Raw genomic sequence first — 21,843 nt, forward strand, 5'->3', positions numbered from 1 at the left:
CATGATTTTATTCAGGACGGGAGACAGTATGCTGGAAAAAACACTGACAGTGGGCATCGTTCAACAACATGCCTGGCCCGACAAAGCCCGCAGCCTGGCGGCGAGCGAAGCCGCTATTCGCGACCTCGCCCAGCAAGGCGCTGAACTGGTGGTATTGCAGGAACTGCATGCCACTCACTATTTCTGCCAGTACGAAGACCCGGCTCTGTTTGACCTTGCCGAGCCCCTGGATGGCCCGACAGGCGAACATCTGGCATACCTGGCCCGCACCCTGGATATCGTTCTGGTCGGCTCGATTTTTGAACGTCGCGCGGCCGGCCTCTACCACAATACGGCGGTAGTATATGACCGCTCTCAGGGTCGAGTGGGCCATTATCGCAAGATGCACATCCCTGACGACCCGGGTTTCTATGAGAAATTTTACTTCACTCCCGGAGATCACGACCCGGCACGCGCCAGTGGCTTCAGCCCGATTGACACCTCAGTGGGGCGCCTGGGCGTTCTGGTATGCTGGGATCAATGGTACCCGGAAGCCGCGCGACTGATGGCGCTGGCAGGTGCGGAAATACTGCTTTACCCGACGGCTATCGGCTGGGACCCAAACGATGATGGCGCTGAACAGGCTCGCCAGAAAGATGCTTGGACCCTGATCCAACGCGCCCATGGGGTGGCTAACGGTGTGCCGGTGCTGGTTGCCAATCGTGTCGGTTTTGAAGCCGACCTTTCTAACGTCGGCAGCGGCATTCAGTTCTGGGGTGGCAGCTTTGCCTGCGGGCCTCAGGGCGAGCTGTTAGCCCACGGTGGTGAAGACGCCGAAAACTTGCTGGTCACTCTGGATATGGCGCGCGGCGAAAATACCCGGCGTATCTGGCCTTACCTGCGCGATCGGCGCGTCGAGGCCTATGCTGACCTGACGCGCCGCTACCGGGATTGATCAAGCACCGTACAAGGCAGCGTTGATCTACTTCCAGAAATCGCGAATAGACGCAATGCCCTGGGCACCTACCGCACGGGCGTGATGCGCATCAAAGCGCGTCATGCCCCCCAGGGCAAATACCGGCATACCGGCGCGCTCCACCAGCTGCTGGAAATCATGCCAGCCCATGGGCGGCACTTCCGGATGTGACGGCGTGGTGCGCAGTGGTGACAGGGTAACGAAATCACAGCCCAGTACAGCGGCCTGGCTAAGCTGCGCCTGATCATGGGTCGAAGCAGATAGCCACTGGTTTTCTGCAATCGGGCGACGTTCAAGGTTCATCAAGCGCGCGCTGGTCAGATGAATGCCGTCTGCATCCACTTCCTGCAGCAGGTCAGGCTCACCGTTCAACAGAAGGCGCGCCCCATGACGCTTGCACAGCGCCAAAGCGCGCTGGGCACGTGCCACATAGGCCGACCTTTCCAGCTGTTTGGCACGCAGCTGCACGAGGCGAATGTTATCTTCGCGCAGGGCACGTTCCAAGCGGGCATCAAAGCGCGCCTCGTCGTCTTCCTCAGCGGTAATCAGATACTCGGTGGGCAGCATGACGGCGCGCAGGATCGGTAGATTCGCGGCCGGAAAGGGGTAGTTTGCCAATTCGTTCATCGGCACCCAGCGCACTGCCTGACCTTCGCGGCCAAAGGGTTCACCGGAAAACTCATGAACCTGCCAGACATCCAGCAGGATATGCTTGTCGGGGTATTCGTGATGAACACGAATCAATGGCTGGGCGTTTCTGATTTCCACCCCCAGCTCTTCGTGCAATTCACGCTTGAGCCCTTCCAGACCTGTCTCGTAGGGTGCGAGCTTGCCACCGGGAAACTCCCAGAGCCCCCCTTGATCCACATTGGAGGGCCGACGCGCAATCAGCACCTGTTGTTGGTCAGCGCTGATAATTGCTGCCGCAGCGACATGCACCCGTCTTTTTACCATTACACTCATTGCGTCAGTACCCACTGTTTTGCTCACCTGCCAGCGTCAAGGCTAGCTGCGATAATCGGCGTTAATCGATACATAATCATGCGAGAGGTCTGTCGTCCAGACAGTGGCGCTCTCTTCTCCGCGATCAAGATCAATCCTTATCGTGATTTCCTCGCGGGCCATCACCGCACTCCCTGCCGCTTCGGTGTAGCTTGCCGCACGGCCACCCTGCTCCACCAGTCTGACCTCATCCAGCTCAATGACGACACGGTTCACATCCAATGCCTCCACCGGCGCCCGGCCAACCGCGGCCAGAATCCGCCCCCAGTTGGCATCAGAGGCATACAGGGCCGTTTTGACCAGCGGCGAGTGAGCCACCGTGAAAGCGACATCCAGTGCTTCCTGACGTGAACAGGCACCTTCCACCTGCAAGGTGACAAACTTGGTTGCGCCTTCGCCATCACGTACGATCGCCTGGGCAAGCTCGGTCATGACCCGCTGCAGGCCATTGCGGAAAATGGCAATCTCATCCTGGCTTGCCACTACGGCACCCTGCCCGGTCGCCGCCAGCATGCAGGCGTCATTGGTTGAGGTATCGCTATCGATGGTAATGCAATTGAACGAGCGGTCGGTGGTCTCGCGCAGCAACTGCGCCAGAAGCGGCTGTTCAATGCGCGCATCGGTCACCACAAACCCCAGCATGGTGGCCATATTGGGGCGAATCATCCCGGAGCCTTTGGCAATACCGTTGATGGTCACTTGCTGATCGCCGATATCCACCACGATACTGGCACCTTTGGGGCGCGTATCCGTGGTCAGGATACCTTCACCGGCCTGCTCCCAGGCATCCGCCTGATCATGGCGCGCCGCAAAAGCCGCAGGAATACCGTCAAGCAGCTTGTCCATTGGCAAGTGTTCACCGATCACTCCCGTCGAAAAAGGCAGGACGCTTTCCATCGGCACCCCGGCGGCGTCAGCCAGGGCAGCACAGCAGCGTTTGGTATCCTCCATCCCCTGCTCACCCGTCCCGGCATTGGCATTACCGGTATTGATCAGCCAGTAACGCGGTGCCTGATGCTTTTCAAGGCACTGGCCAAGGTGTGATTTGGCCACATGCACCGGTGCCGCACAGAAGGCGTTAAGCGTAAACACCCCTGCCATCGTCGCGGTTTCTGGCAATTCGATCACCACCAGATCGCGACGATCGGCTTTTTTAATGCCTGCCATGGCACTACCCAGGCTTACCCCTTCAATCCGGGGCATGGCCGGAAAAGGCACGTTTCCTACTGCCATGCTGATTATCCTCCACCTTTGATGGTCTCAACGCTGACTAATCGAGTTTTCCGCAGCACTGCTTGTATTTTTTTCCGGACCCACATGGGCAAGGGTCATTACGCCCGACCTTGGGGCCTTCACGGCGCACCGGACGGCCATCAGCACCTGGTGGCACAGGCGCTTCATTTCCTTCGGCCTCTGGCGCCTGAGCCTCTGTGGGCTCATCGTGACGGCTGGCGGCTGAGGCCTGTTCACGGGCCAGCGCCTCACGCCGCTGCTGCTCTAGCGCATCGACTTCTTCTGGCTGGCGCACCTGCACATGGCTCAGGATACGGGTGACATCCGCCTTGATATTAGTCAGCAGGTTTTGGAACAGTTCGAAGGATTCACGCTTGTATTCCTGCTTGGGGTTCTTTTGCGCATAGCCGCGCAGGTGAATACCGCGACGCAGATGATCCATGGACTGCAGGTGTTCTTTCCAGCGGGTATCCAGCACTTGCAGCATGACCTGCTTTTCAAAGCGCCGGATCAGGCTTTCACCTGCGGCTTCCACCTTGGCAGCGTAGGCTTCCTGATGCATGGTCTGCAGACGCTCGCGGAGCTTTTCTTCACTGAAGCGCTGATCTTCCTTGGCCCACGCCACGACGGGCGCGTCAAGATTGAATTCGGTCTTGAGGTGGACCTCAAGGCCAGGCAGATCCCACTGTTCCGCCAGACTCTGAGGTGGCACGAACTGGCTGACCGCTTCGTCCATCACCTCTTCACGAATGCCGGCGACCGCCTCGGCCACTTCGTCAGCAGCGAGAATCTCGTTGCGCTGCTCGTAGATAACGCGACGCTGGTCATTGGCTACATCGTCATACTCAAGCAGCTGCTTACGAATATCAAAGTTGCGCCCTTCGACCTTTTTCTGCGCCCGTTCGACGGCGTTGGAAACCATTTTATGCTCAATGGCCTCGCCGCGCTCAAGACCCAATGCCTGCATCAGGCGCTTGACCCGATCAGAGCCGAACAATCGCATCAGACTGTCTTCCAGCGACAGGAAAAAGCGCGTTGACCCCGGATCACCCTGACGGCCTGCACGGCCGCGCAGCTGATTATCGATACGCCGCGATTCGTGACGCTCAGAACCGACAACGTGCAAGCCACCGGCATCCAGCACGGCATCGTGGCGCTTCTGCCACTCAGCTTTAAGCGCTTCTATCTCAGCCTCAGAAGGGTTTTCAAGCCTGGCGGCTTCGGCTTCCCAGTTACCGCCCAGCATGATGTCGGTGCCGCGTCCGGCCATATTGGTGGCAATTGTAATTGCCCCCGGGCGGCCCGCCTGGGAGATAATCTCGGCTTCACTCTGGTGCTGTTTGGCGTTAAGCACGTTGAAGTCGAGCTTTGCTTCACGCATCAGGCCTGCGAGGTATTCCGAAGTTTCAATCGAAGCGGTACCCACCAGCACAGGACGGCCGGCTTCGGTTTCTGCCTTGACGTCCTTGATGATGGCTTCAAACTTTTCTTCAGCGCTCAAGAACACCAGATCGTTAAGATCTTTACGTACCAGCGGACGGTTGGTCGGGATCACGATCACGTCCAGACCGTAAATCTGGCGGAACTCAAAGGCTTCGGTATCGGCCGTACCCGTCATACCAGCCAGTTTCTCATACAGGCGGAAATAATTCTGGAAGGTGGTTGACGCCAACGTCTGGCTTTCACGCTGGACAGTGACGCCTTCCTTCGCCTCAACGGCCTGGTGTAAGCCTTCAGACCAACGGCGCCCGGGCATGGAGCGACCCGTGTGCTCATCAACGATAACCACCTGCCCTTCGTTGACGATATAATCAACATCGCGGTGGTAAAGATGCCTGGCCCGCAGCGCAGAATGCATATGCTGCAACAGATTAAGGTTCTGGGCCGCATACAGGGATTCGTCTTCACCGAGCAGCCCTTCCGAGCGCATCAGCTCCTCAACCTTGTTATGACCCTGCTCAGTCAACTCGACCTGTTTCTGTTTTTCATCCAGCAGGAAGTCACCCGTTACCGTTGACTCTTCATCCTCCATTTCCTCACCGGCTTCCAAATGCTGGGCAAGGCGGTTGACGACGCCATACAGGTCGGTGTTTTCATCCACAGCACCTGAAATGATCAGCGGTGTGCGCGCTTCGTCAATCAGGATGGAGTCAACTTCATCGACAATCGCGTAATGCAGACCGCGCTGAACCTTGTCATCCAGCGAGAAGGCCATATTGTCGCGCAGGTAGTCAAAGCCAAATTCGTTGTTGGTGCCATAGGTAATATCGCACTGATAGGCGTGGCGTTTTTCGGTGCTGGTCTGGCCAGCAAAGATCACCCCGACAGAAAGCCCCAGAAATTCATACAAGGGCCGCATCCACTCGGCATCACGGCGGGCCAGGTAATCGTTCACAGTCACGACGTGTACGCCCTTGGCAGGCAAGGCATTGAGGTACACTGCCAGGGTCGCCACCAGGGTTTTACCTTCGCCGGTCTTCATTTCCGCGATGCGCCCACGGTGCAGCGTCATGCCGCCCACCATCTGCACATCAAAATGACGCATCCCCATGACGCGCTTACTGGCTTCGCGGACTACGGCAAATGCGGTTGGCAGTAAGCTGTCCAGCGGTTCGCCGTCATTCAGGCGCTGGCGTAGCTGGGGCGTTTTTTCCTGCAGTTGCGCATCATCCAACCCTTCAAGCTCGGCTTCGAAGGCATTGATATGCTGAACGCTTTTATGCATTCGTTTAACTTCACGGTCGTTTTTCGAACCGACCACCTTGCGCAATAAATTATTAATCATGAACAGTCCAATTGACGTAGCTTAGCTCAAGGAGCCTAATAAAAATGAGGTTACCAGGGTCATGTTTTCCGACGCCAACCGGGCGGTGGGCCACGACGGGTAAAAACATCTTGAGCCGCCACCAGCCACACAATGATTGCGCCTGGCCTTTTTGCACGCGCCTGTTGGATATCTCCGCTAGGTGGCGAACTTCCCAACCAGCGCTGGTAAACCCGCCGCACCCAGGCAATATGGCGCGACTGAGCTCGCAGCACGGCGGGCACAAAAAACACCACACAGGCGCTGCGCTCGCCGCTGCGCATGACATCCACCGGGGACAAGTTGGCAGGCAACAGACATCCCACCAAGAGACCTGCCAGCCACCATCGCGCCACTCCGTGGCGACGTAAACGGCGCACGGGTATAGGTCGCGATAAAGATGGCAAAGACATACTGTGGCTAAACTCCTGAGCGTGTTAGGCTTTATTTTTAAGCGGCAAACATCATCCTTTCTCCCCCAACGCCCACTTGAGGGTTCGCCGAAGAGCTAAGCGCATGAGTATAAAGGTTAAGCGTTCGCGAGCACAGCCCATCGGGAAACTCCTCGAACAGCGCAGCGGTGCCAGCCTGCTGATTCGTCAGTCTCGCCTGATTGATCAGGCGCAGCGCCACTTAAGGGCTCATCTGCCAGAAGAGATGCGCGCTCACGTTTTCGTGGGCGGATTTCGCCAGGGAAAATTGACCATCATCAGCAGCCAGGCCAGTTGGGTAACCTGGTTGCGCTTTGAACAACAGCGTCTGTTAACGCTTCTACACCAGCTACCAGGGTTTGAAGGCGTCACCGCCTTGACCTTCAAGGTAAGGCCGGTTCATCCCGCCAAGGTACCGGAACGCAATACCCGCAAGCTTTCAATAAATGCCGCCGACACCTTGGCAGCCTGCGCAGAGGAAACCAGCGACCCTGCGTTGAAAGGTGCCTTGAGCAGGCTGGCATCGCATGCCAGAAAACGCTAGAAGCACCGCATTAGCGGTGCTTCAGAAAATAATCAGCCACAATCTCTTACATCAATTCACCCGCATGTTACTTTACTACGCCATCGCTGGGGCCGAATAGGAAATTGGCGCCACTGACGATGCTTCTTCAAAAGTGATGATTTCGTAGGCATCGGGCTGAGCCAGCAATTCGCGACATAGCTGATTATTCAGCGCATGGCCCGATTTAACCCCACGAAACTCACCAATCAGGCTATAGCCCAACTGGTAAAGATCGCCGATGGCATCCAGCACCTTGTGTTTGACGAACTCATCGTCATAGCGCAGACCGCCCTCGTTGACGATGCGGTAGTCATCAACAACAATGGCGTTTTCAAGACTTCCACCCAGCGCCAGATTGTTGGAACGCAGGAATTCAATATCACGCATGAAGCCGAAAGTACGCGCTCGGGACACCTCTTTTACAAAAGACGTGGTAGAGAAATCAATCCGTGTTGTCTGATTCTGCTGATCAAAGACGGGATGATCAAAATCGATGGAAAACGACACCTTAAAGCCCTGGTGAGGCAGGAAGTGGGCTTCCTTGTCACCTTCAACCACAGATACCGGGCGCTTGATGCGCATGAATTTCTTGGCAGCTGGCTGCTCCATGATGCCTGCAGACTGAATAAGAAATACAAAGGGGCTGGCACTGCCATCCATGATCGGCACTTCGGGCGCACTGACATCAATATAGGCATTATCGATACCCAGCCCTGCCAGGGCAGACATCAGGTGCTCAACGGTCGCTACCTTGACGCCTTTGAAGGAAAGCGCCGTACACAGCATGGTGTCTTCCACAAGATCAGCACGTGCCGGGACTTCAACAACAGGATCAAGATCCGTTCTGACAAAGATAATTCCCGTATCGACGGGGGCAGGACGCAACGCCATGTTGACTTTTTTACCGGAGTGCAGGCCGACTCCAGTGGCACGAATAACGTTTTGCAGGGTGCGTTGTTTGATCATGGGCAGTGGTCATACTCTAATTATTTATGAAAGACAGATGATTGATGAAGGACTGCTGCGGTATGAAAGGTTGATCATGAAGACCAGATGACGAGGAATATAGCTTAGGCAACAGTAATCGAACAGCGTTCATTTTAGCAGCAAACGTACGTTTTAACTAATTGAAAACGACGTTTGCTGCCTCCGTGACACTAATGTTAAAGCTTAATCGGCCTGGCGGCGCAGGAAAGCGGGAATATCCAGATAGTCATCAGCCTCAGGCGCACGGCGCTTTTCAGCACGAGGCCTTTGCTCTGGCGCTTCAGCCCGCGCTGCCTGCTGTTGACGCATCACAGTCGGCTGCTGAAGCTTGCGGTAATCTGCCGCATCTGCAGCCGTGCGCCGAACGGCTTCCCGCGCGGGCGGCGCCTTGGCCTTATTGTTATCCAGACCGGCAGCAACGACTGTCACCCGCAACTCGTCGGTCATTTCCATATCAATCGAGGTACCCACAACAATAGTAGCTTCCTGAGAAGCAAACTCCTGAACAGTCGCGCCCACATCATTGAATTCACCGATGGAAAGGTCAGGGCCTGCGGTAATATTAACTAGGATACCGCGGGCACCGTGCAGGTCGATATCTTCCAGCAGCGGGCTGCGGATAGCTTTCTCAGCGGCTTCCCTGGCACGGTTTTCGCCGGTTGCCCCGCCGGTGCCCATCATTGCCATGCCCATTTCAGACATGACGGTGCGTACGTCTGCAAAGTCGACGTTGATGATACCCGGGCTGGTAATCAGTTCGGCAATCCCTTGAACGGCGCCTAGCAGAACATCGTTGGCAGCACTGAAGGCCGTCAGCAAGGTGGCATTCTTGCCAAGCACCGACAGCAGCTTTTCATTGGGAATAGTGATCAGTGAATCAACGTGTTCGGAGAGCTCTTTCATGCCCTCTTCTGCAGCGCGCATTCGTTTGGGGCCTTCAAACGGGAATGGACGAGTAACCACAGCAACGGTAAGAATTCCCAGTTCCTTGGCTACCTGAGCCACCACAGGCGCTCCGCCCGTACCGGTTCCACCACCCATCCCGGCGGTAATAAAGACCATATCGGCCCCATCAAGCAGTTCAGCGATGCGGTCACGGTCTTCCATGGCTGCCTGACGACCTACATCAGGATTGGCGCCAGCGCCCAGCCCCTTGGTGATCTCACTGCCCAACTGCAGGACTGTTTTAGCGGAGACGCGTTTCAACGCTTGGGCATCCGTGTTGGCACAAATAAATTCCACGCCTTCAATGCTGCTTTCCACCATGTGGTTAACTGCATTGCCGCCGCCGCCGCCAACACCAACAACTTTTATGACCGCACTGCTCGAGGGTGCGCTATCTACCAATTCGAACATAAGCCCCGTCTCCTGAACCGTATATACGGTCCTGTCAGAAATTTCCTTTGAACCAGCCCTTGATTTTTGCCAGCGGTGATACATCGATTGTCAGTTCGTGCCGCGAGCTACTATGGCGCCGTGCTGTCGGTATGCCACCGCTTGCGCCGCCATGGCGTTGGCCATGACGCGCCTCTTGCAAAGCATAGTGCAATAAACCGACTCCTGTTGCATAAATCGGGTTACGCACTACGTCAGATAAACCTTTAACATTTTGTGGGGAAGCAATTCTCACCGGCATATGAAAAATTTCTTCGGCAAGTTCGCTTACCCCTTCCATCCGTGAAGTGCCACCTGTCAGCACAATTCCTGCGGCTACCATATCTTCATAACCACTGCGACGCAGCTCATCACGTACCAGCGTAAACAACTCTTCGTAACGCGGCTCGACAACTTCAGCCAAGGATTGACGTGACAGATCACGCGCTGGCCGGTCGCCCACACTCGGCACCTTGATCATTTCATCGCAGGACGCCAGCTGCGTGAGTGCACAGGCATACTTGACCTTGATTTCTTCTGCATGCTGGGTCGGTGTACGCAACGCCATGGCAATATCGTTGGTCACCTGATCCCCGGCAATGGGTATGACCGCCGTGTGGCGGATGGCGCCTTCAGTAAAAATGGCCATATCAGTGGTACCGCCACCGATATCCACCATACACACACCCAGCTCGCGTTCATCTTCTGTCAACACTGCCATGCTTGAGGCAAGCTGCTCAAGGATGATGGCATCCACTTCAAGACCGCAGCGTCGCACGCATTTCTCGATATTCTGAACCGCATTGAGGGCGGCTGTCACCAGATGAACCTGCGCCTCTAACCTGACACCGGACATACCCAGTGGTTCACGAATGCCGCCTTGGTTATCAATGGCAAATTCCTGTGGCAGAACATGCAGCACCCGCTGACCTTCCGATATGGCCCGGGCACGCGCTGAGTCAATCACCCGATCAATATCGGAAGAGGTAACTTCGCGCTCCTTGATGGCGACCACACCATCTGAATTCATTGAGCTTATATGGCTTCCCGCAACCCCAACATAAACAGAATGAATCTCACAGCCGGCCATTAACTCGGCTTCTTCCACTGCGCGCTGAATGGATTGCACCGTGGATTCGATGTTAATCACCACACCGCGTTTCATACCGCGTGATGGATGGGCCCCAATACCTACAATTTCGATACTGCCGTCATCGGTAGGCTGGCCAACAATAGCCACCACCTTGGACGTACCAATGTCCAGCCCGACCACCATATCTGTTGCGTTAGGTGTACCTGCCATGAGTCGGGAAATCTCCTTGGTAGTGGCTAGATGAGAAAATTAAACAAACAGTGCCTGTCTGAACAATGCTAAAAAGCTAATGTGTGACAGAAACGCTATCACTAGTTGCTGCTGGCATCGCACTGATACAGAAATAAAAGCTGCCACGATCAACATCCACTGACCATAGCACTATTTTCCAACCTTCCATACTATAAGATCAATGGATCAATACAAGAAAACTAAAGTAAAGAAGTGATTTTTTTGTATGTTTGACGCTTTTTTTACGATACGTCTCTAGACAAATAATTTAAAGCCTCAATTGCTTTATTGCTAATCTCAATATAGCGGATACTCATCAACCAAGTCGAAACTAATCGCAGAGACCCCTTACTGCGCCAATCTCTCGTAATCTTCATCGCCATGCCAGGAGACAGCCACGCCATTGGGGTAACGCAGGTCAATATAACGGATATCTCCCTTAAAGCGTTTTAATTCGCGTTGCCACGACGACATCAGCCGGGCAAGGCGGATCTCATGCTGCTGACGCCCCAACATCACCCACATATCATTATCAAACTGCAGACGCCAGGCGCCACGCGGCTCCAGCCTTAACTGATTCAGCGAAAGCGCCAGCGAGGCAAATTCCGGCAGAAGGTTCTGGTAATAACTCAGCACCTCCTGACTACTGCCTTCCGGGCCACTCAGATCAGGTAGCCCATCTGGTGCCGCCATTGGCGCAAAAACGAAGGGAACACCCTGTTCATTGAGCAAATAGCGGTCATTCCAACGGGCCACGGGACGCTGTTCGACCAGTTCAAACACCAGGGTATCAGGCCACTCTCTGGATAGTCGGACTTCATACAGCCAACCAATATCCAGTGCATCATCGCGCAATTTGCCAAGGTCCGCAGACAGCCAGGTCGTGTTATTCACCAAAGGAGCCAGCTGGGTGCGCAGGTAGTCAGCGTTGACATAATCCCAGTCTCCGCGAATGGAGACGCGCTCAATCGGCCGATCAAGCCATAACCATAGCGCTCGCCCGCCCGCAACCAGCAGCAACACCAATAAAGCCAGGCCTAGCCAACTGCTACGCCGCTTCATGATCACCCTGCCAACCAGCCGTGGCGAGAATTTCCACCACCAGCTGATCAAACCCGATACCTGCATGGGCAGCTGCCTGAGGAACCAGGCTATGATCGGTCATGCCGGGGACGGTGTTGACTTCCAGCAGCCAGAACTGGCCATCGGCATCGCGCATCACGTCAACACGCCCCCAACCGCTGCCGCCAATAGCGGCAAACGCCTGTTGGCAAAGCTCAGCCAAGGCTTGTTCGTCTTCGCCTGAAAGGCCACAGGGCAGATGGTACTGGGTGGTATTGGAGAGGTACTTGGCCTCGTAATCATAGAAGCCCCCAGGCACCTCAACGCGAATGGCTGGCAGTACCTGTTCACCTAACAGCGCCACCGTGTATTCATCACCGACCACAAACCGCTCAGCCATAACCTGGGCATCAAAACGTGCCGCTTCATGGTAGGCAGATACCAGCTCGTCGCGGGAATTTACGATGGTAATCCCCAAGGTAGAACCTTCATGTACAGGCTTGACGATCAGCGGCAACCCTAGCTGTTCAACGACACTCTGCCAGTCACTTGATCCACTGAGAATAACGCTCTCCGGGGTGGGTAACCCCAGGGCCTGCCAGACCTGCTTGGTGCGCTGCTTGTCCATTCCGAGTGCAGACGCCAGGACGCCGCTGCCGGTATAACGGATACCCAGCAGCTCAAGCGCTCCCTGCAGGCAGCCATCTTCTCCACCGCGCCCATGCAGGGCGATAAATACCTGCTCAGGAGCCAGTCGTTCAAGGCCTGTCAGCCCAGCTTCACAAGGGTCATAGCCCACAGCGTCAATTCCCTGACGCAGCAGTGCCGCAAGAACCGCCTGGCCGCTTTTCAGCGAGACATCCCGCTCTGCTGATGTGCCACCATAGACAACAACAACACTGTTTCCCTGTGCATCTGCTGCTGACGCACTGGCTTTTTGCATAGCTGAACGACTGCTCAAAATGACACCTCATCAAGCATTAACTGTGCCTGAGCAAGCGACTGGGCAATACCGCCTATGTCCCCCGCTCCCTGGGTTATCAAAATATCACCCGGACGTAATACATTCTGCAAGATACCCGGCAGCTCCTGCTTGCTTTCGACAAATAGCGGATCAATTTCACCGCGCTGACGAATCGACCCTGCCAGTGAACGCCCTTCAGCGCCGGGGATAACGTTTTCTCCCGCACTGTAGACGTCCAGCAGCACCAAGGTATCGACCTTCGATAGAACGCGTACAAAGTCTTCATAGAGATCCCGCGTACGCGTGTAGCGGTGGGGCTGGTAGAGCATCACCAGACGTCGATCAGGCCAACCGGCCCTGACGGCCTGAATGACCATATCAACTTCACGGGGATGGTGACCATAATCATCCACCAGCATGACGTCTCCGCCCTGTCCGGGTAGAGCAAAATGACCGTGCACCTGAAAGCGCCGCCCTACCCCGGCAAAATTTTCCAGCCCACGTAAAATCGCCGCATCACTCACGCCAGCATCGGTGGCAACCACGATGGCCGCCATGGCATTCAAGGCGTTGTGCTTACCCGGCATGGCCAGGCGTACCTTCAGGGGGGAAGCATTACCGGGGCGTAACGCCGTAAAGGTGACGTCACCCTGATGCTGGGTAAAATCAGTGATGCGATAGTCAGCGTCAGCAGCAAACCCATAGGTAACAAACTGGCGTTTAACCTGATCACACAGCTCACGTACATGACTATCATCCAGACATAGCACCGCCAGACCATAAAACGGCAGGTTGTGCAGAAATTCGATAAAGGTGGTTTTCAGGCGCTCGAAATCGCCTCCATAGGTCGCCATATGATCAGCATCAATATTGGTGACAATCGATACCAAAGGCTGCAGATGCAGAAATGAAGCATCCGACTCATCGGCTTCTGCCACCAGATAATCACCCTCGCCCAGCCGGGCATTGGTGCCTGCGCTGGTTAACTTGCCGCCAATCACAAAGGTCGGGTCAAGCCCACCTTCAGCCAGCAGGGTCGCAGTTATACTGGTGGTGGTGGTTTTGCCGTGAGTACCGGCCACGGCAATACCATGGCGAAAGCGCATCAACTCTGCCAGCATTTCTGCCCGCCTGACGACGGGTACGCGGTGCTCGTAGGCCCAGTGGATTTCCGGGTTGGTGGCATCAATGGCGCTTGATACCACCACAACGTCAGCCCCCACCACGTTATCCTGCGCATGGCCAATCGCCACCGTTACTCCGCAGTCACGCAAACGCTCCACCACGGGAGAGACTTTCAGATCGCTACCGCTGACCTGATAGCCCTGATTGGCCAGCACTTCGGCAATGCCACACATCCCTGCACCACCAATTCCGACGAAATGGATTCGCCGGATACGTCGCATGCCAGGGCCACTGATACGGCCTGACGGGGAAGCTTCCGATAGTTTTTCTTCAGTCACGCATATGCTCCTTGTCAGCAAGCATTAAACAGCCTTGCATCAGCCGCTCTGTCGCATCCAGATAAGCCGCCCGACGTGCATTGGCCGCTTTGGCTGCCAGCACATCAGGGGATAACAGTTGTTTAAGTTCACTCAGCAAACGTTCCTGGGTCAATTCAGACTGTATCACGCAGACCGCTGCTGATTCGCTGACCAGCGCCTGGGCGTTGACCGTCTGATGATCATCGACCGCATGGGGAAAAGGCACAAACAAGGCTGGTTTAGCGGCGGCGGCCAACTCGGCAACGGTCAAAGCGCCCGAGCGGCAGACCACCAGGTCGGCCCATTGATAGGCCGCCGCCATATCATCGATAAAAGCACTCACCCGGGCGTCAACAGCGTATTCGGCATAGCGCTCACGGGTAGCCTCTTCACGATTCTTACCCGCCTGATGCCAGACCTCAGGGCGAATGGCTACTTGCAGTTCAGCCAGCGCCGGGGCCAGACGTTCATTCAGCGCGACAGCTCCCAGGGAGCCACCCACGACCAGAAGGCGCAGAGGCCGGCCGCGCATGTCCTCCGCCTGACGGGGATGCTCGCCGAGTACTGCAATCTCATCGCGTACCGGATTGCCGATCACTTCCGCCCGCGATCCAAACGCCTGAGGGAAGGCCGCGTAGGTTTTTTTAGCCAGATAGCTCAAGACCCGATTGGTAAGCCCCGCTACTGCGTTCTGTTCGTGGATGACCAGAGGGGTGCGGGTCAGCCAGGCGGCGATGCCCCCCGGCCCGCTGGCAAAACCTCCCAGACCAACCACCACATCCGGGTTGAAGTGGCGAATAATGCGCCGCGCCTCACCCACTGCTCGACAGATGTTCACCGGTGCCTTCAACCAGCCCGCCAGACCATTGCCACGCAGGCCACTGATTTTCAGCTGGTGCAGCGTAATTCCCGCGGCTGGGACCAGCTGGTTTTCAATTCCTCGCGGGCTTCCCAGCCACTCCACTTCCACACCCTGCTGGCGCAGCGCCTTGGCAAGCGACAGCGCGGGAATGACATGCCCGCCGGTTCCCCCTGCCATAATCAATACGCGCTGTCCTGCCGTCATCATCAGTCTCCATCATCATTGGGGCATTATCATTAATAGCGTCATCAAAGCCGTGGCTGGCGACGCATCGGCCTGGCGATGGGGGCACGCTTCGGGCGCTGGCGTGTTTCCACATCGATACGTAATAAAAGCCCGATCATCACGCCCGTTACCAGAAGGCTTGACCCACCATAACTGATCAAGGGCAGGGTCAAGCCCTTGGTCGGCAGCAGGCCGGAGCTGACGGCCATATTGATAAAAGCCTGGGCAGCAATCACGAAAGCAATGCCGTAAGCCACATAAGCGCCAAACAGATGCCCGGCAAGCTCTGCGCGCCGGGCAATCAGCAAAGCGCGCAAAACAAACAGGGTGAACAGAATGATCAGGCTGATCGCTCCCAACATGCCCATCTCTTCCGCCAGTACAGCGAAGATAAAATCGGTATGCGCCTCAGGCAGGTAGTGGAGCTTTTGCACGCTGTTCCCCAGCCCGGTGCCGGTCACCTGACCACGACCAAAGGCAATCAACGCCTGGGTCAGCTGATAACCGGTGGCAAACTGATCAGCCCAGGGGTCAAGAAAACTCGTCCAGCGCGCCAGTCGATAAGGCTCCATAACCACCAAAAGAGCAAAGGCAGCGCCCAACAGAATAGTGATGCCGACAATAATCACCAGAGACGCCCCCGCCATGACCAGCATCCCGATCACACAGACGGTATAAACCACTAGCCCTCCGAAATCCGGCGCCTTGAGCAGCAACACCCCTGGAACCGCCAGAATCATTAACGGGCGCATGATACTCAAGTGATGCTGGCGTAACTCAAGCGCAAATCGGCTCATGAATGCCGCCATATAAACGATCAACCCCAACTTGCCAAACTCGGACACCTGGATACTGGGCAGCGGCCCTGGCAGAGCAATCCAGCGGGTACTGCCGTTCACCTCCTGACCAATAAACAGCACCAGCAGCAACATCACGATACTGATCACCATCAACAAGCCAGCATTCTGGCGCCAGGCCTCTGTTGGCAGGCTGACCACCAGCACAGTGGCCATTAGCGATATTGCCAGGTACAAACCGTGTTGACGGGCATAGTGGTAGCTGTTGTCAAGCAGGCCAATCGAGGCTGAGCTGACCATTACCCAACCGATGGCCGCCAGGGCCGCTGCCGTCATGACCAGCCAGATATCGCAGCTAAGATGACGGGTGGTGACCTTGGCATGCAGCTGCTTGAACATTGGCTTCATGATGGCCCTCCGGCCGGGCGTTGCCTGCTTTCAATCCATTGACAAAACACATCGCCACGCTGCTGATAATCAATAAATTGATCAAGGCTTGCACAGGCCGGAGACAGCAGCACGCAATCACCCGGCTGGGCCAGCTCATAGGCAGCTTGCATGGCGTCTGGCAAGTCATCCATAAGGTGGGTTTCGATATGCTCACCCAAAGCTTTTTCAAGCTGCTCGGCATCTCTGCCAAACAGCAGCACCTGACGGGCGTAAGCGGCCAGGGGATCAGCCAGGGGCGAAAAATCCGCGCCCTTGCCGACTCCGCCTGCCAGCAAAATCAGCTTGCCGTTAAGCTGCGGGCCGATACCTTGAATGGCGGCCAGAGTGGCTCCTACATTGGTGCCTTTGGAATCATTAATCCAGGTCACGCCATTGACCTTTGCCACGTGCTGACTACGATGACGCAGACCTTTGAAATCACGCAGCACCTGCAGCATGGCATCGCGCTTGAAACCGCAGTGTTCACCAACGGCCAGTGCTGCCAGCGCATTGAGGAGGTTGTGCTCACCGCTCATGCCCAGCTCACTGGCCCTTATCCATGGGTGCTGGCCCTGCATCAGCAGCACCTCGCCATCTTGCTTGCCCAGCCCCCACTGATTGCCTTGCCCGGGGGTGCCGCGGGTAAACCGGCTGATGTTTGGCGGCGTATGCCCTGCTTCAGGCCAGGTCGCCGGATCATCACCGTTGACGACAGCGCTGGATGCGTCAATAAAAATGCGCCGCTTGGCAGCGCCATAAGCATTCATTCCAGCATGGCGATCAAGATGGTCTTCACTCAGGTTGAGAAACACGCTGCATAACGCGCCAAGCGCGGGTTTGGTTTCCAACTGGAAGCTGGAAAGCTCCAGAATATAAAGCTCCGCGTGGGGGCAATCTGCCAGTAAATCCAGAGCCGCCGTTCCCAAATTGCCACCTACCGCCGCCTTGATACCCGAGGCCTGTGCCATTTCACCCACCAGGGTGGTGACGGTAGATTTGGCATTGGAACCGGTAATCGCCACAACCGGCGCTTTGGCAGCGCGTTTGAACAGGGCGATTTCACCCACCAGGCGAGGTTCACCCGTGCGCGGATTGATCGTCTCCTGCAAGCCTTCAAGGCCTGGCGTACCCGGGTCAACGCCTGGGCTAAGCACCACCTCCTCAGCCTCCTGAAGATCCAGTCCGGTCAGCGGCCCACAGTAAACCTCAACCTCAGGATAACGCTGTTTTATGGTTTCAAGCCCAGGGGGCTTATTGCGGGTATCGGCAATCATGAAAGGTCTGCCCAACCGGGCCAGATGGCGGCAGATCGCCTGACCGGACACCCCTAGCCCTACCACCAGCGTTGTTCCTTGGGGAATACGCAGCATCTGGGTCTCCTAGCGGATCTTCAGGGTGGCCAGCCCCAACAGCACCAGCACGACAGTGATGATCCAGAAGCGCACGATAACCCGCGGTTCAGGCCAGCCTTTCAGCTCGTAATGATGATGCAGCGGTGCCATACGGAAGATGCGCCGGCCAGTCAGCTTGTAAGAACCTACCTGAAGAATGACGGAGATGGTTTCCAGCACGAAAATGCCGCCCATGATAAACAGGACAATTTCCTGGCGTACGATAACCGCGACCACCCCCAGGGCCGCCCCCAGCGCCAGCGCCCCAACATCGCCCATAAACACCTGGGCCGGATAGGTGTTGAACCACAAAAATCCCAGCCCCGCGCCAGCGATGGTGGCACAGAACACTGCCAGCTCACCGGTGCCGGTAATAAAGGGAATATGCAGATAGTTGGCAAAGACAGCGTTGCCACTCGCGTAGGCAAAGATCGACAACCCCATCGCGACCAACACAGTCGGCATGATTGCCAGCCCGTCCAGGCCATCGGTCAGGTTGACCGCATTGGAGCTACCAACAATCACAAAGTAGGTCAGAACGATGTAAAAAACGCCTAACGGCAGCACAAAATCCTTGAACAGTGGCACCAGCAAACTGGTTTCAACCGGCGTGCTGGCTGTCCAGTAAAGAACAACCGCCGCCCCAAGCCCGACCACCGATTGCCAGAAATATTTCCAGCGTGCCGGCAGACCCCGTGGGTTCTTTTCAACTACCTTGCGATAGTCATCCACCCAGCCAACGGCGCCGAAACCGAGCGTAACGCCCAACACAATCCACACATATAGATTGGTCAGGTCGCCCCATAAAAGGGTACTGACTGCCATGGCAATCAGGATCATCGCACCGCCCATGGTAGGCGTTCCTGCCTTGGAGAGATGTGATTGCGGGCCATCATCACGAATGGCCTGGCCAATCTGCCCTTCCACCAGACGACGAATGACCCAGGGGCCAAGCCATAGACACAGCAGTAAAGCCGTCAAGGCGGCGAGAATGACGCGTAATGTCAGATAGTTAAAGACCTGAAATGCGCTTTGGAACTGACTTAGAAAATTCGCCAAATGAAATAACATGAGCGGCGGTTACCTTATTTTTTATCTACGCGCAGGGCGGCGATCAGTCGCTCCATCCCTGCACTACGAGAGCCTTTGATCAACAGATTGGCATCTGATGGCAGGTGTTCAACGAGATATGTCTGTAAATCAGCATAGTCATCGAAATGTTTACCACTGCCGAATGCCTGACTAGCAGCCTGCGCTGCATCCCCTAGCGTTACCAACGTATCTACTCCGGCTGCGGCGGCATAAGCCCCCACCTCAGCATGCAGCGCCGCAGATTCCGTGCCTAACTCCCCCATGGCGCCCAGCGCGCACCAGCGCGGCCCGGAAAAACTCATCAGCGTATCCAGCGCAGCCTTAACGGCTCCGGGATTAGCGTTGTAGGAGTCATCCAGCAACCGGCTTCCTCTCACCCCCGGCACCAGGTTCAACCGCCCCGGCAGCGACTGCAAATCACTCAACCGTTTGACCACATCGTCTGGTGCTATCTCAAGACTCAGCGCGACGGCAGCTGATGCCAGCGCATTGAGCACATTATGACGGCCGATCAATGCCAGCGAGACCCTACCCAAGACCTTGCCTTGCCAACGAAGTTCAAAGCCATAACGCCCTTCAGGGTCACAGGTCAGTGAAGTAGCGGTGACATCAGCCGCAGGATGAAAACCAAAACTGATGATTCGACGCGGCAATGCACACTGCTGCCAGAATGGAAAGTAATGGTCATCGTGGTTCAGAACCGCCACACCATCGGTGGGCAATCCATTGAGAATTTCGCCTTTCGCCTGGGCAATCATGCCCATACCGCCAAATTCACCCACATGAGCACCGGTGACATTGGTGATGACAGCCACCCGAGGCTGGGTCAGCAGGGTCGTCCAGGCAATTTCACCAATATGGTTGGCACCCAGCTCCACCACCGCCGCACGATGTTGCTCACTCAACCCGAGCAAGGTCAGGGGAGCTCCAAAATCGTTGTTAAGATTACCACGCGTCGCGTGTACCGGCCCCAGTGCCTGCAGCAGCGCTGCGCTCACTTCCTTGACGGTTGTCTTGCCACTGTTACCGGTTATCGCCACCAGCGGCCCGGATGACCACTGCTGACGCCAGTAGCGTGCCAGCAGACCCAGCGCCAGGCGGGTATCCGCACATACCAGCTGAAAATTTTCAGGGCTGTCCACATGCTCTGAGACCAGCGCCGCGCCAGCCCCCTGTCTGAACGCCTCGTCTACATAGGCATGGCCGTCAAAGCGTTCGCCCTTGAGTGCCACAAACAGGCAGCCTGGCACGATATGGCGGGAATCGGTGACCACCGAGGTTATCTTTTGCTCTGCAGCGCCTGGAGGGCATTTCCCACCCACTGCCTTGGCAATTTCTCCCAGCGTCAATTGCATGCGTCATTCCGCCTTGCCAGTGCCTTTCGTACCTCTTCGCTGTCCAGGTAGGGATGCCGCACGTCATTGATTTCCTGATACGCTTCGTGCCCTTTACCGGCCACCAGGATGACATCGTCACTAGCTGCCTGAGCCACCGCGTAGGCAATGGCCTGACGGCGATCAGCAATCTCCACCACCTTCTCGTCAGCAATACTGGCGTCACTGAAGCCTGCCATGATCATTGCACGAATTGTCTCAGGGGCTTCCTTGCGCGGATTATCATCTGTCACCACAGCGATCTCTGCATGTTGCTCGGCTTCTTTGGCCATTTCGGCCCGCTTACCAACATCCCGGTCTCCTCCACAGCCGAACACGCACCACAGTCTGGCCTTGCGACCCAGATGGGCATTCAATGCCACCAGGGCATTATGCAGGGCGTCGGACGTATGTGCATAGTCAACCACCACGCTCGGGGCGCCCGGCTGACGATAGAGCTCCATGCGACCTGGCACAGGCTTGAGCGTTTTGGCCGCGGCTACCAGATCATCAATTGTTTCACCCAGACCATAAAGCGTTGCCATGGCCAGCAAGACGTTATCCAGGTTGAAGCGCCCCATCAGCGCAAGATCCAGCACTTTCTCTTCATCCGGTGTGGCAATAACCGCCTGCTGGCCGTCAGCATGCGGGTGCCATTCCAACACTCTGAGGGTCACCGCCTCATCCTGGCCGCTGGCCAGGACACGCACCTTTTCAGCGCAACCGGAAAGCATCAGGCGGGCCAGCGGATCGTCACCATTCACTACCGCCAGCGACAGCTCCGCCCGACGGAACAGCTTGGCCTTGGCCGCCGCATAGGCCGCCATGCTGCCGTGGTAGTCCAGATGGTCGCGGCTCAGGTTGGTAAACACCCCGACCCTGACATCAACGGCATCAAGACGATTCTGGTCAAGCGCATGGGAAGATGCCTCCAGCGCCACACGCTTGACCCCTTGTGCAGCCAGGCTACCCAGGGTGGCCTGCAGTGCCAGCGGGCCAGGGGTTGTCAGGCCACTCTCTGCAAGCGCGCCACTGCGCCCAACCCCCAGGGTTCCGATCACACCGGCCGGCGTCCCTAAACGGTCGCTCAGCTCGGCGATGTAATGGGTCACCGAGCTTTTGCCGTTGGTGCCGGTCACCGCAATCACATCGAGTCCTTCAGGCACATCAAACAACGTACGCCCCAATTCACCCAGGCGCAGAGAAAGGTGCGGCAGGGTCAAAACCGCACCTTCACAGGTAACCTCACTATTACGTGTGTGGCTCAATATCAGTGCAGCCCCTGCCTCAACGGCAGCATCAATGAAATCACGCCCATCCTGCTGGCTTCCGGGTATTGCTACAAAAACATCGCCTGACTGCACCCTGCGCGAATCGGTTACCAGGCGCACATGATCAGGCAATTCGGGCAACATTTCAGGCAGTTGCGAACCGGGCCAGACCTGCTGCAATGCCTGTATGAGATCGCGAGAGGGTATTGTCATAGCATT

Annotated in this window: 18 protein-coding genes; 2 read left to right on the forward strand and 16 right to left on the reverse strand. The window is 56.4% G+C overall.

Annotation, left to right across the window (positions count from 1 at the left end; genetic code table 11):
- Nucleotides 1-43 precede the first annotated feature (43 nt).
- A complete protein-coding gene (locus OR573_10070; GenBank protein XGA81720.1) occupies nucleotides 44-934 on the forward strand; it encodes a carbon-nitrogen hydrolase in 891 nt (296 codons plus the stop codon).
- 27 nt (nucleotides 935-961) lie between these two features.
- Here the strand turns inward: OR573_10070 and OR573_10075 are convergent, their stop codons facing one another.
- The 4 genes from OR573_10075 to OR573_10090 are packed head-to-tail and all read right to left on the reverse strand — an operon-like array spanning nucleotide 962 to nucleotide 6,406.
- Nucleotides 962-1,918, reverse strand: a complete 957-nt coding sequence (locus tag OR573_10075) for a Nudix family hydrolase (GenBank protein XGA78861.1) — start codon at nucleotides 1,916-1,918, stop codon at nucleotides 962-964.
- 42 nt (nucleotides 1,919-1,960) lie between these two features.
- Nucleotides 1,961-3,190, reverse strand: coding sequence for a bifunctional glutamate N-acetyltransferase/amino-acid acetyltransferase ArgJ (gene argJ / locus OR573_10080; GenBank protein XGA78862.1), 1,230 nt, complete (start codon nucleotides 3,188-3,190; stop codon nucleotides 1,961-1,963).
- 37 nt (nucleotides 3,191-3,227) lie between these two features.
- On the reverse strand, nucleotides 3,228-5,975 hold the full coding sequence (gene secA / locus OR573_10085; GenBank protein XGA78863.1) for a preprotein translocase subunit SecA: 2,748 nt from the start codon (nucleotides 5,973-5,975) through the stop codon (nucleotides 3,228-3,230).
- 59 nt (nucleotides 5,976-6,034) lie between these two features.
- Complete coding sequence (locus OR573_10090; protein ID XGA78864.1) at nucleotides 6,035-6,406, reverse strand: hypothetical protein; 372 nt, start codon at nucleotides 6,404-6,406, stop codon at nucleotides 6,035-6,037.
- Nucleotides 6,407-6,509: 103 nt separating this feature from the next.
- Here OR573_10090 and OR573_10095 point away from each other — a divergent pair, with 103 nt between their 5' ends.
- Entirely contained in the window at nucleotides 6,510-6,968 is a 459-nt protein-coding gene (locus OR573_10095) for a DciA family protein (GenBank protein ID XGA78865.1), read from the forward strand.
- Nucleotides 6,969-7,043: 75 nt separating this feature from the next.
- Here the strand turns inward: OR573_10095 and lpxC are convergent, their stop codons facing one another.
- The 12 genes from lpxC to OR573_10155 form a co-directional block, all read right to left on the reverse strand.
- The gene (gene lpxC / locus OR573_10100) at nucleotides 7,044-7,955 is read right to left on the reverse strand and encodes a UDP-3-O-acyl-N-acetylglucosamine deacetylase (GenBank protein ID XGA78866.1); all 912 of its coding nucleotides are present in this window, start codon (nucleotides 7,953-7,955) and stop codon (nucleotides 7,044-7,046) included.
- Nucleotides 7,956-8,159: 204 nt separating this feature from the next.
- The gene (ftsZ, locus tag OR573_10105) at nucleotides 8,160-9,332 is read right to left on the reverse strand and encodes a cell division protein FtsZ (GenBank protein XGA78867.1); all 1,173 of its coding nucleotides are present in this window, start codon (nucleotides 9,330-9,332) and stop codon (nucleotides 8,160-8,162) included.
- Nucleotides 9,333-9,366: 34 nt separating this feature from the next.
- Entirely contained in the window at nucleotides 9,367-10,653 is a 1,287-nt protein-coding gene (ftsA, locus tag OR573_10110) for a cell division protein FtsA (GenBank protein ID XGA78868.1), read from the reverse strand.
- Nucleotides 10,654-11,022: 369 nt separating this feature from the next.
- On the reverse strand, nucleotides 11,023-11,736 hold the full coding sequence (locus OR573_10115; GenBank protein ID XGA78869.1) for a cell division protein FtsQ/DivIB: 714 nt from the start codon (nucleotides 11,734-11,736) through the stop codon (nucleotides 11,023-11,025).
- Entirely contained in the window at nucleotides 11,723-12,679 is a 957-nt protein-coding gene (locus tag OR573_10120; GenBank protein XGA78870.1) for a D-alanine--D-alanine ligase, read from the reverse strand. Before OR573_10120 ends, OR573_10115 begins: the two co-directional genes overlap by 14 nt.
- 14 nt (nucleotides 12,680-12,693) lie before the next feature.
- A complete protein-coding gene (gene murC, locus OR573_10125) occupies nucleotides 12,694-14,106 on the reverse strand; it encodes a UDP-N-acetylmuramate--L-alanine ligase (GenBank protein XGA81721.1) in 1,413 nt (470 codons plus the stop codon).
- A 49-nt stretch (nucleotides 14,107-14,155) separates the two neighbouring features.
- The gene (gene murG / locus OR573_10130; GenBank protein ID XGA78871.1) at nucleotides 14,156-15,253 is read right to left on the reverse strand and encodes an undecaprenyldiphospho-muramoylpentapeptide beta-N-acetylglucosaminyltransferase; all 1,098 of its coding nucleotides are present in this window, start codon (nucleotides 15,251-15,253) and stop codon (nucleotides 14,156-14,158) included.
- A gap of 41 nt (nucleotides 15,254-15,294) precedes the next feature.
- Nucleotides 15,295-16,476: a putative lipid II flippase FtsW gene (gene ftsW / locus OR573_10135; protein ID XGA78872.1), complete on the reverse strand. Its 1,182-nt coding sequence runs from the start codon at nucleotides 16,474-16,476 to the stop codon at nucleotides 15,295-15,297.
- Nucleotides 16,473-17,867, reverse strand: coding sequence for a UDP-N-acetylmuramoyl-L-alanine--D-glutamate ligase (gene murD / locus OR573_10140; GenBank protein ID XGA78873.1), 1,395 nt, complete (start codon nucleotides 17,865-17,867; stop codon nucleotides 16,473-16,475). Before murD ends, ftsW begins: the two co-directional genes overlap by 4 nt.
- A gap of 9 nt (nucleotides 17,868-17,876) precedes the next feature.
- Entirely contained in the window at nucleotides 17,877-18,959 is a 1,083-nt protein-coding gene (gene mraY / locus OR573_10145) for a phospho-N-acetylmuramoyl-pentapeptide-transferase (GenBank protein XGA78874.1), read from the reverse strand.
- 14 nt (nucleotides 18,960-18,973) lie between these two features.
- Entirely contained in the window at nucleotides 18,974-20,335 is a 1,362-nt protein-coding gene (locus tag OR573_10150) for a UDP-N-acetylmuramoyl-tripeptide--D-alanyl-D-alanine ligase (protein ID XGA78875.1), read from the reverse strand.
- The gene (locus OR573_10155; protein ID XGA78876.1) at nucleotides 20,326-21,837 is read right to left on the reverse strand and encodes a UDP-N-acetylmuramoyl-L-alanyl-D-glutamate--2,6-diaminopimelate ligase; all 1,512 of its coding nucleotides are present in this window, start codon (nucleotides 21,835-21,837) and stop codon (nucleotides 20,326-20,328) included. Before OR573_10155 ends, OR573_10150 begins: the two co-directional genes overlap by 10 nt.
- Nucleotides 21,838-21,843 lie beyond the last annotated feature (6 nt).

The organism is Halomonas sp. CH40 (assembly GCA_041875495.1).
In the GTDB taxonomy this organism is placed as follows: Bacteria; Pseudomonadota; Gammaproteobacteria; order Pseudomonadales; family Halomonadaceae; genus Vreelandella.

Excerpts from the sequence above, each read along its gene's own strand:
- ftsA (XGA78868.1), bottom strand. The coding sequence starts at position 10,653 with ATGGCAGGTACACCTAACGCAACAGATATGGTGGTCGGGCTGGACATT.
- OR573_10155 (XGA78876.1), bottom strand. The coding sequence starts at position 21,837 with ATGACAATACCCTCTCGCGATCTCATACAGGCATTGCAGCAGGTCTGG.
- secA (XGA78863.1), bottom strand. The coding sequence starts at position 5,975 with ATGATTAATAATTTATTGCGCAAGGTGGTCGGTTCGAAAAACGACCGT.
- OR573_10095 (XGA78865.1), top strand. The coding sequence starts at position 6,510 with ATGAGTATAAAGGTTAAGCGTTCGCGAGCACAGCCCATCGGGAAACTC.
- murD (XGA78873.1), bottom strand. The coding sequence starts at position 17,867 with ATGCTGCGTATTCCCCAAGGAACAACGCTGGTGGTAGGGCTAGGGGTG.
- ftsW (XGA78872.1), bottom strand. The coding sequence starts at position 16,476 with ATGAAGCCAATGTTCAAGCAGCTGCATGCCAAGGTCACCACCCGTCAT.
- murG (XGA78871.1), bottom strand. The coding sequence starts at position 15,253 with ATGATGACGGCAGGACAGCGCGTATTGATTATGGCAGGGGGAACCGGC.
- OR573_10150 (XGA78875.1), bottom strand. The coding sequence starts at position 20,335 with ATGCAATTGACGCTGGGAGAAATTGCCAAGGCAGTGGGTGGGAAATGC.
- OR573_10075 (XGA78861.1), bottom strand. The coding sequence starts at position 1,918 with ATGAGTGTAATGGTAAAAAGACGGGTGCATGTCGCTGCGGCAGCAATT.
- lpxC (XGA78866.1), bottom strand. The coding sequence starts at position 7,955 with ATGATCAAACAACGCACCCTGCAAAACGTTATTCGTGCCACTGGAGTC.
- OR573_10120 (XGA78870.1), bottom strand. The coding sequence starts at position 12,679 with ATGCAAAAAGCCAGTGCGTCAGCAGCAGATGCACAGGGAAACAGTGTT.
- OR573_10115 (XGA78869.1), bottom strand. The coding sequence starts at position 11,736 with ATGAAGCGGCGTAGCAGTTGGCTAGGCCTGGCTTTATTGGTGTTGCTG.
- OR573_10090 (XGA78864.1), bottom strand. The coding sequence starts at position 6,406 with ATGTCTTTGCCATCTTTATCGCGACCTATACCCGTGCGCCGTTTACGT.
- mraY (XGA78874.1), bottom strand. The coding sequence starts at position 18,959 with ATGTTATTTCATTTGGCGAATTTTCTAAGTCAGTTCCAAAGCGCATTT.
- argJ (XGA78862.1), bottom strand. The coding sequence starts at position 3,190 with ATGGCAGTAGGAAACGTGCCTTTTCCGGCCATGCCCCGGATTGAAGGG.
- murC (XGA81721.1), bottom strand. The coding sequence starts at position 14,106 with ATGCGACGTATCCGGCGAATCCATTTCGTCGGAATTGGTGGTGCAGGG.
- ftsZ (XGA78867.1), bottom strand. The coding sequence starts at position 9,332 with ATGTTCGAATTGGTAGATAGCGCACCCTCGAGCAGTGCGGTCATAAAA.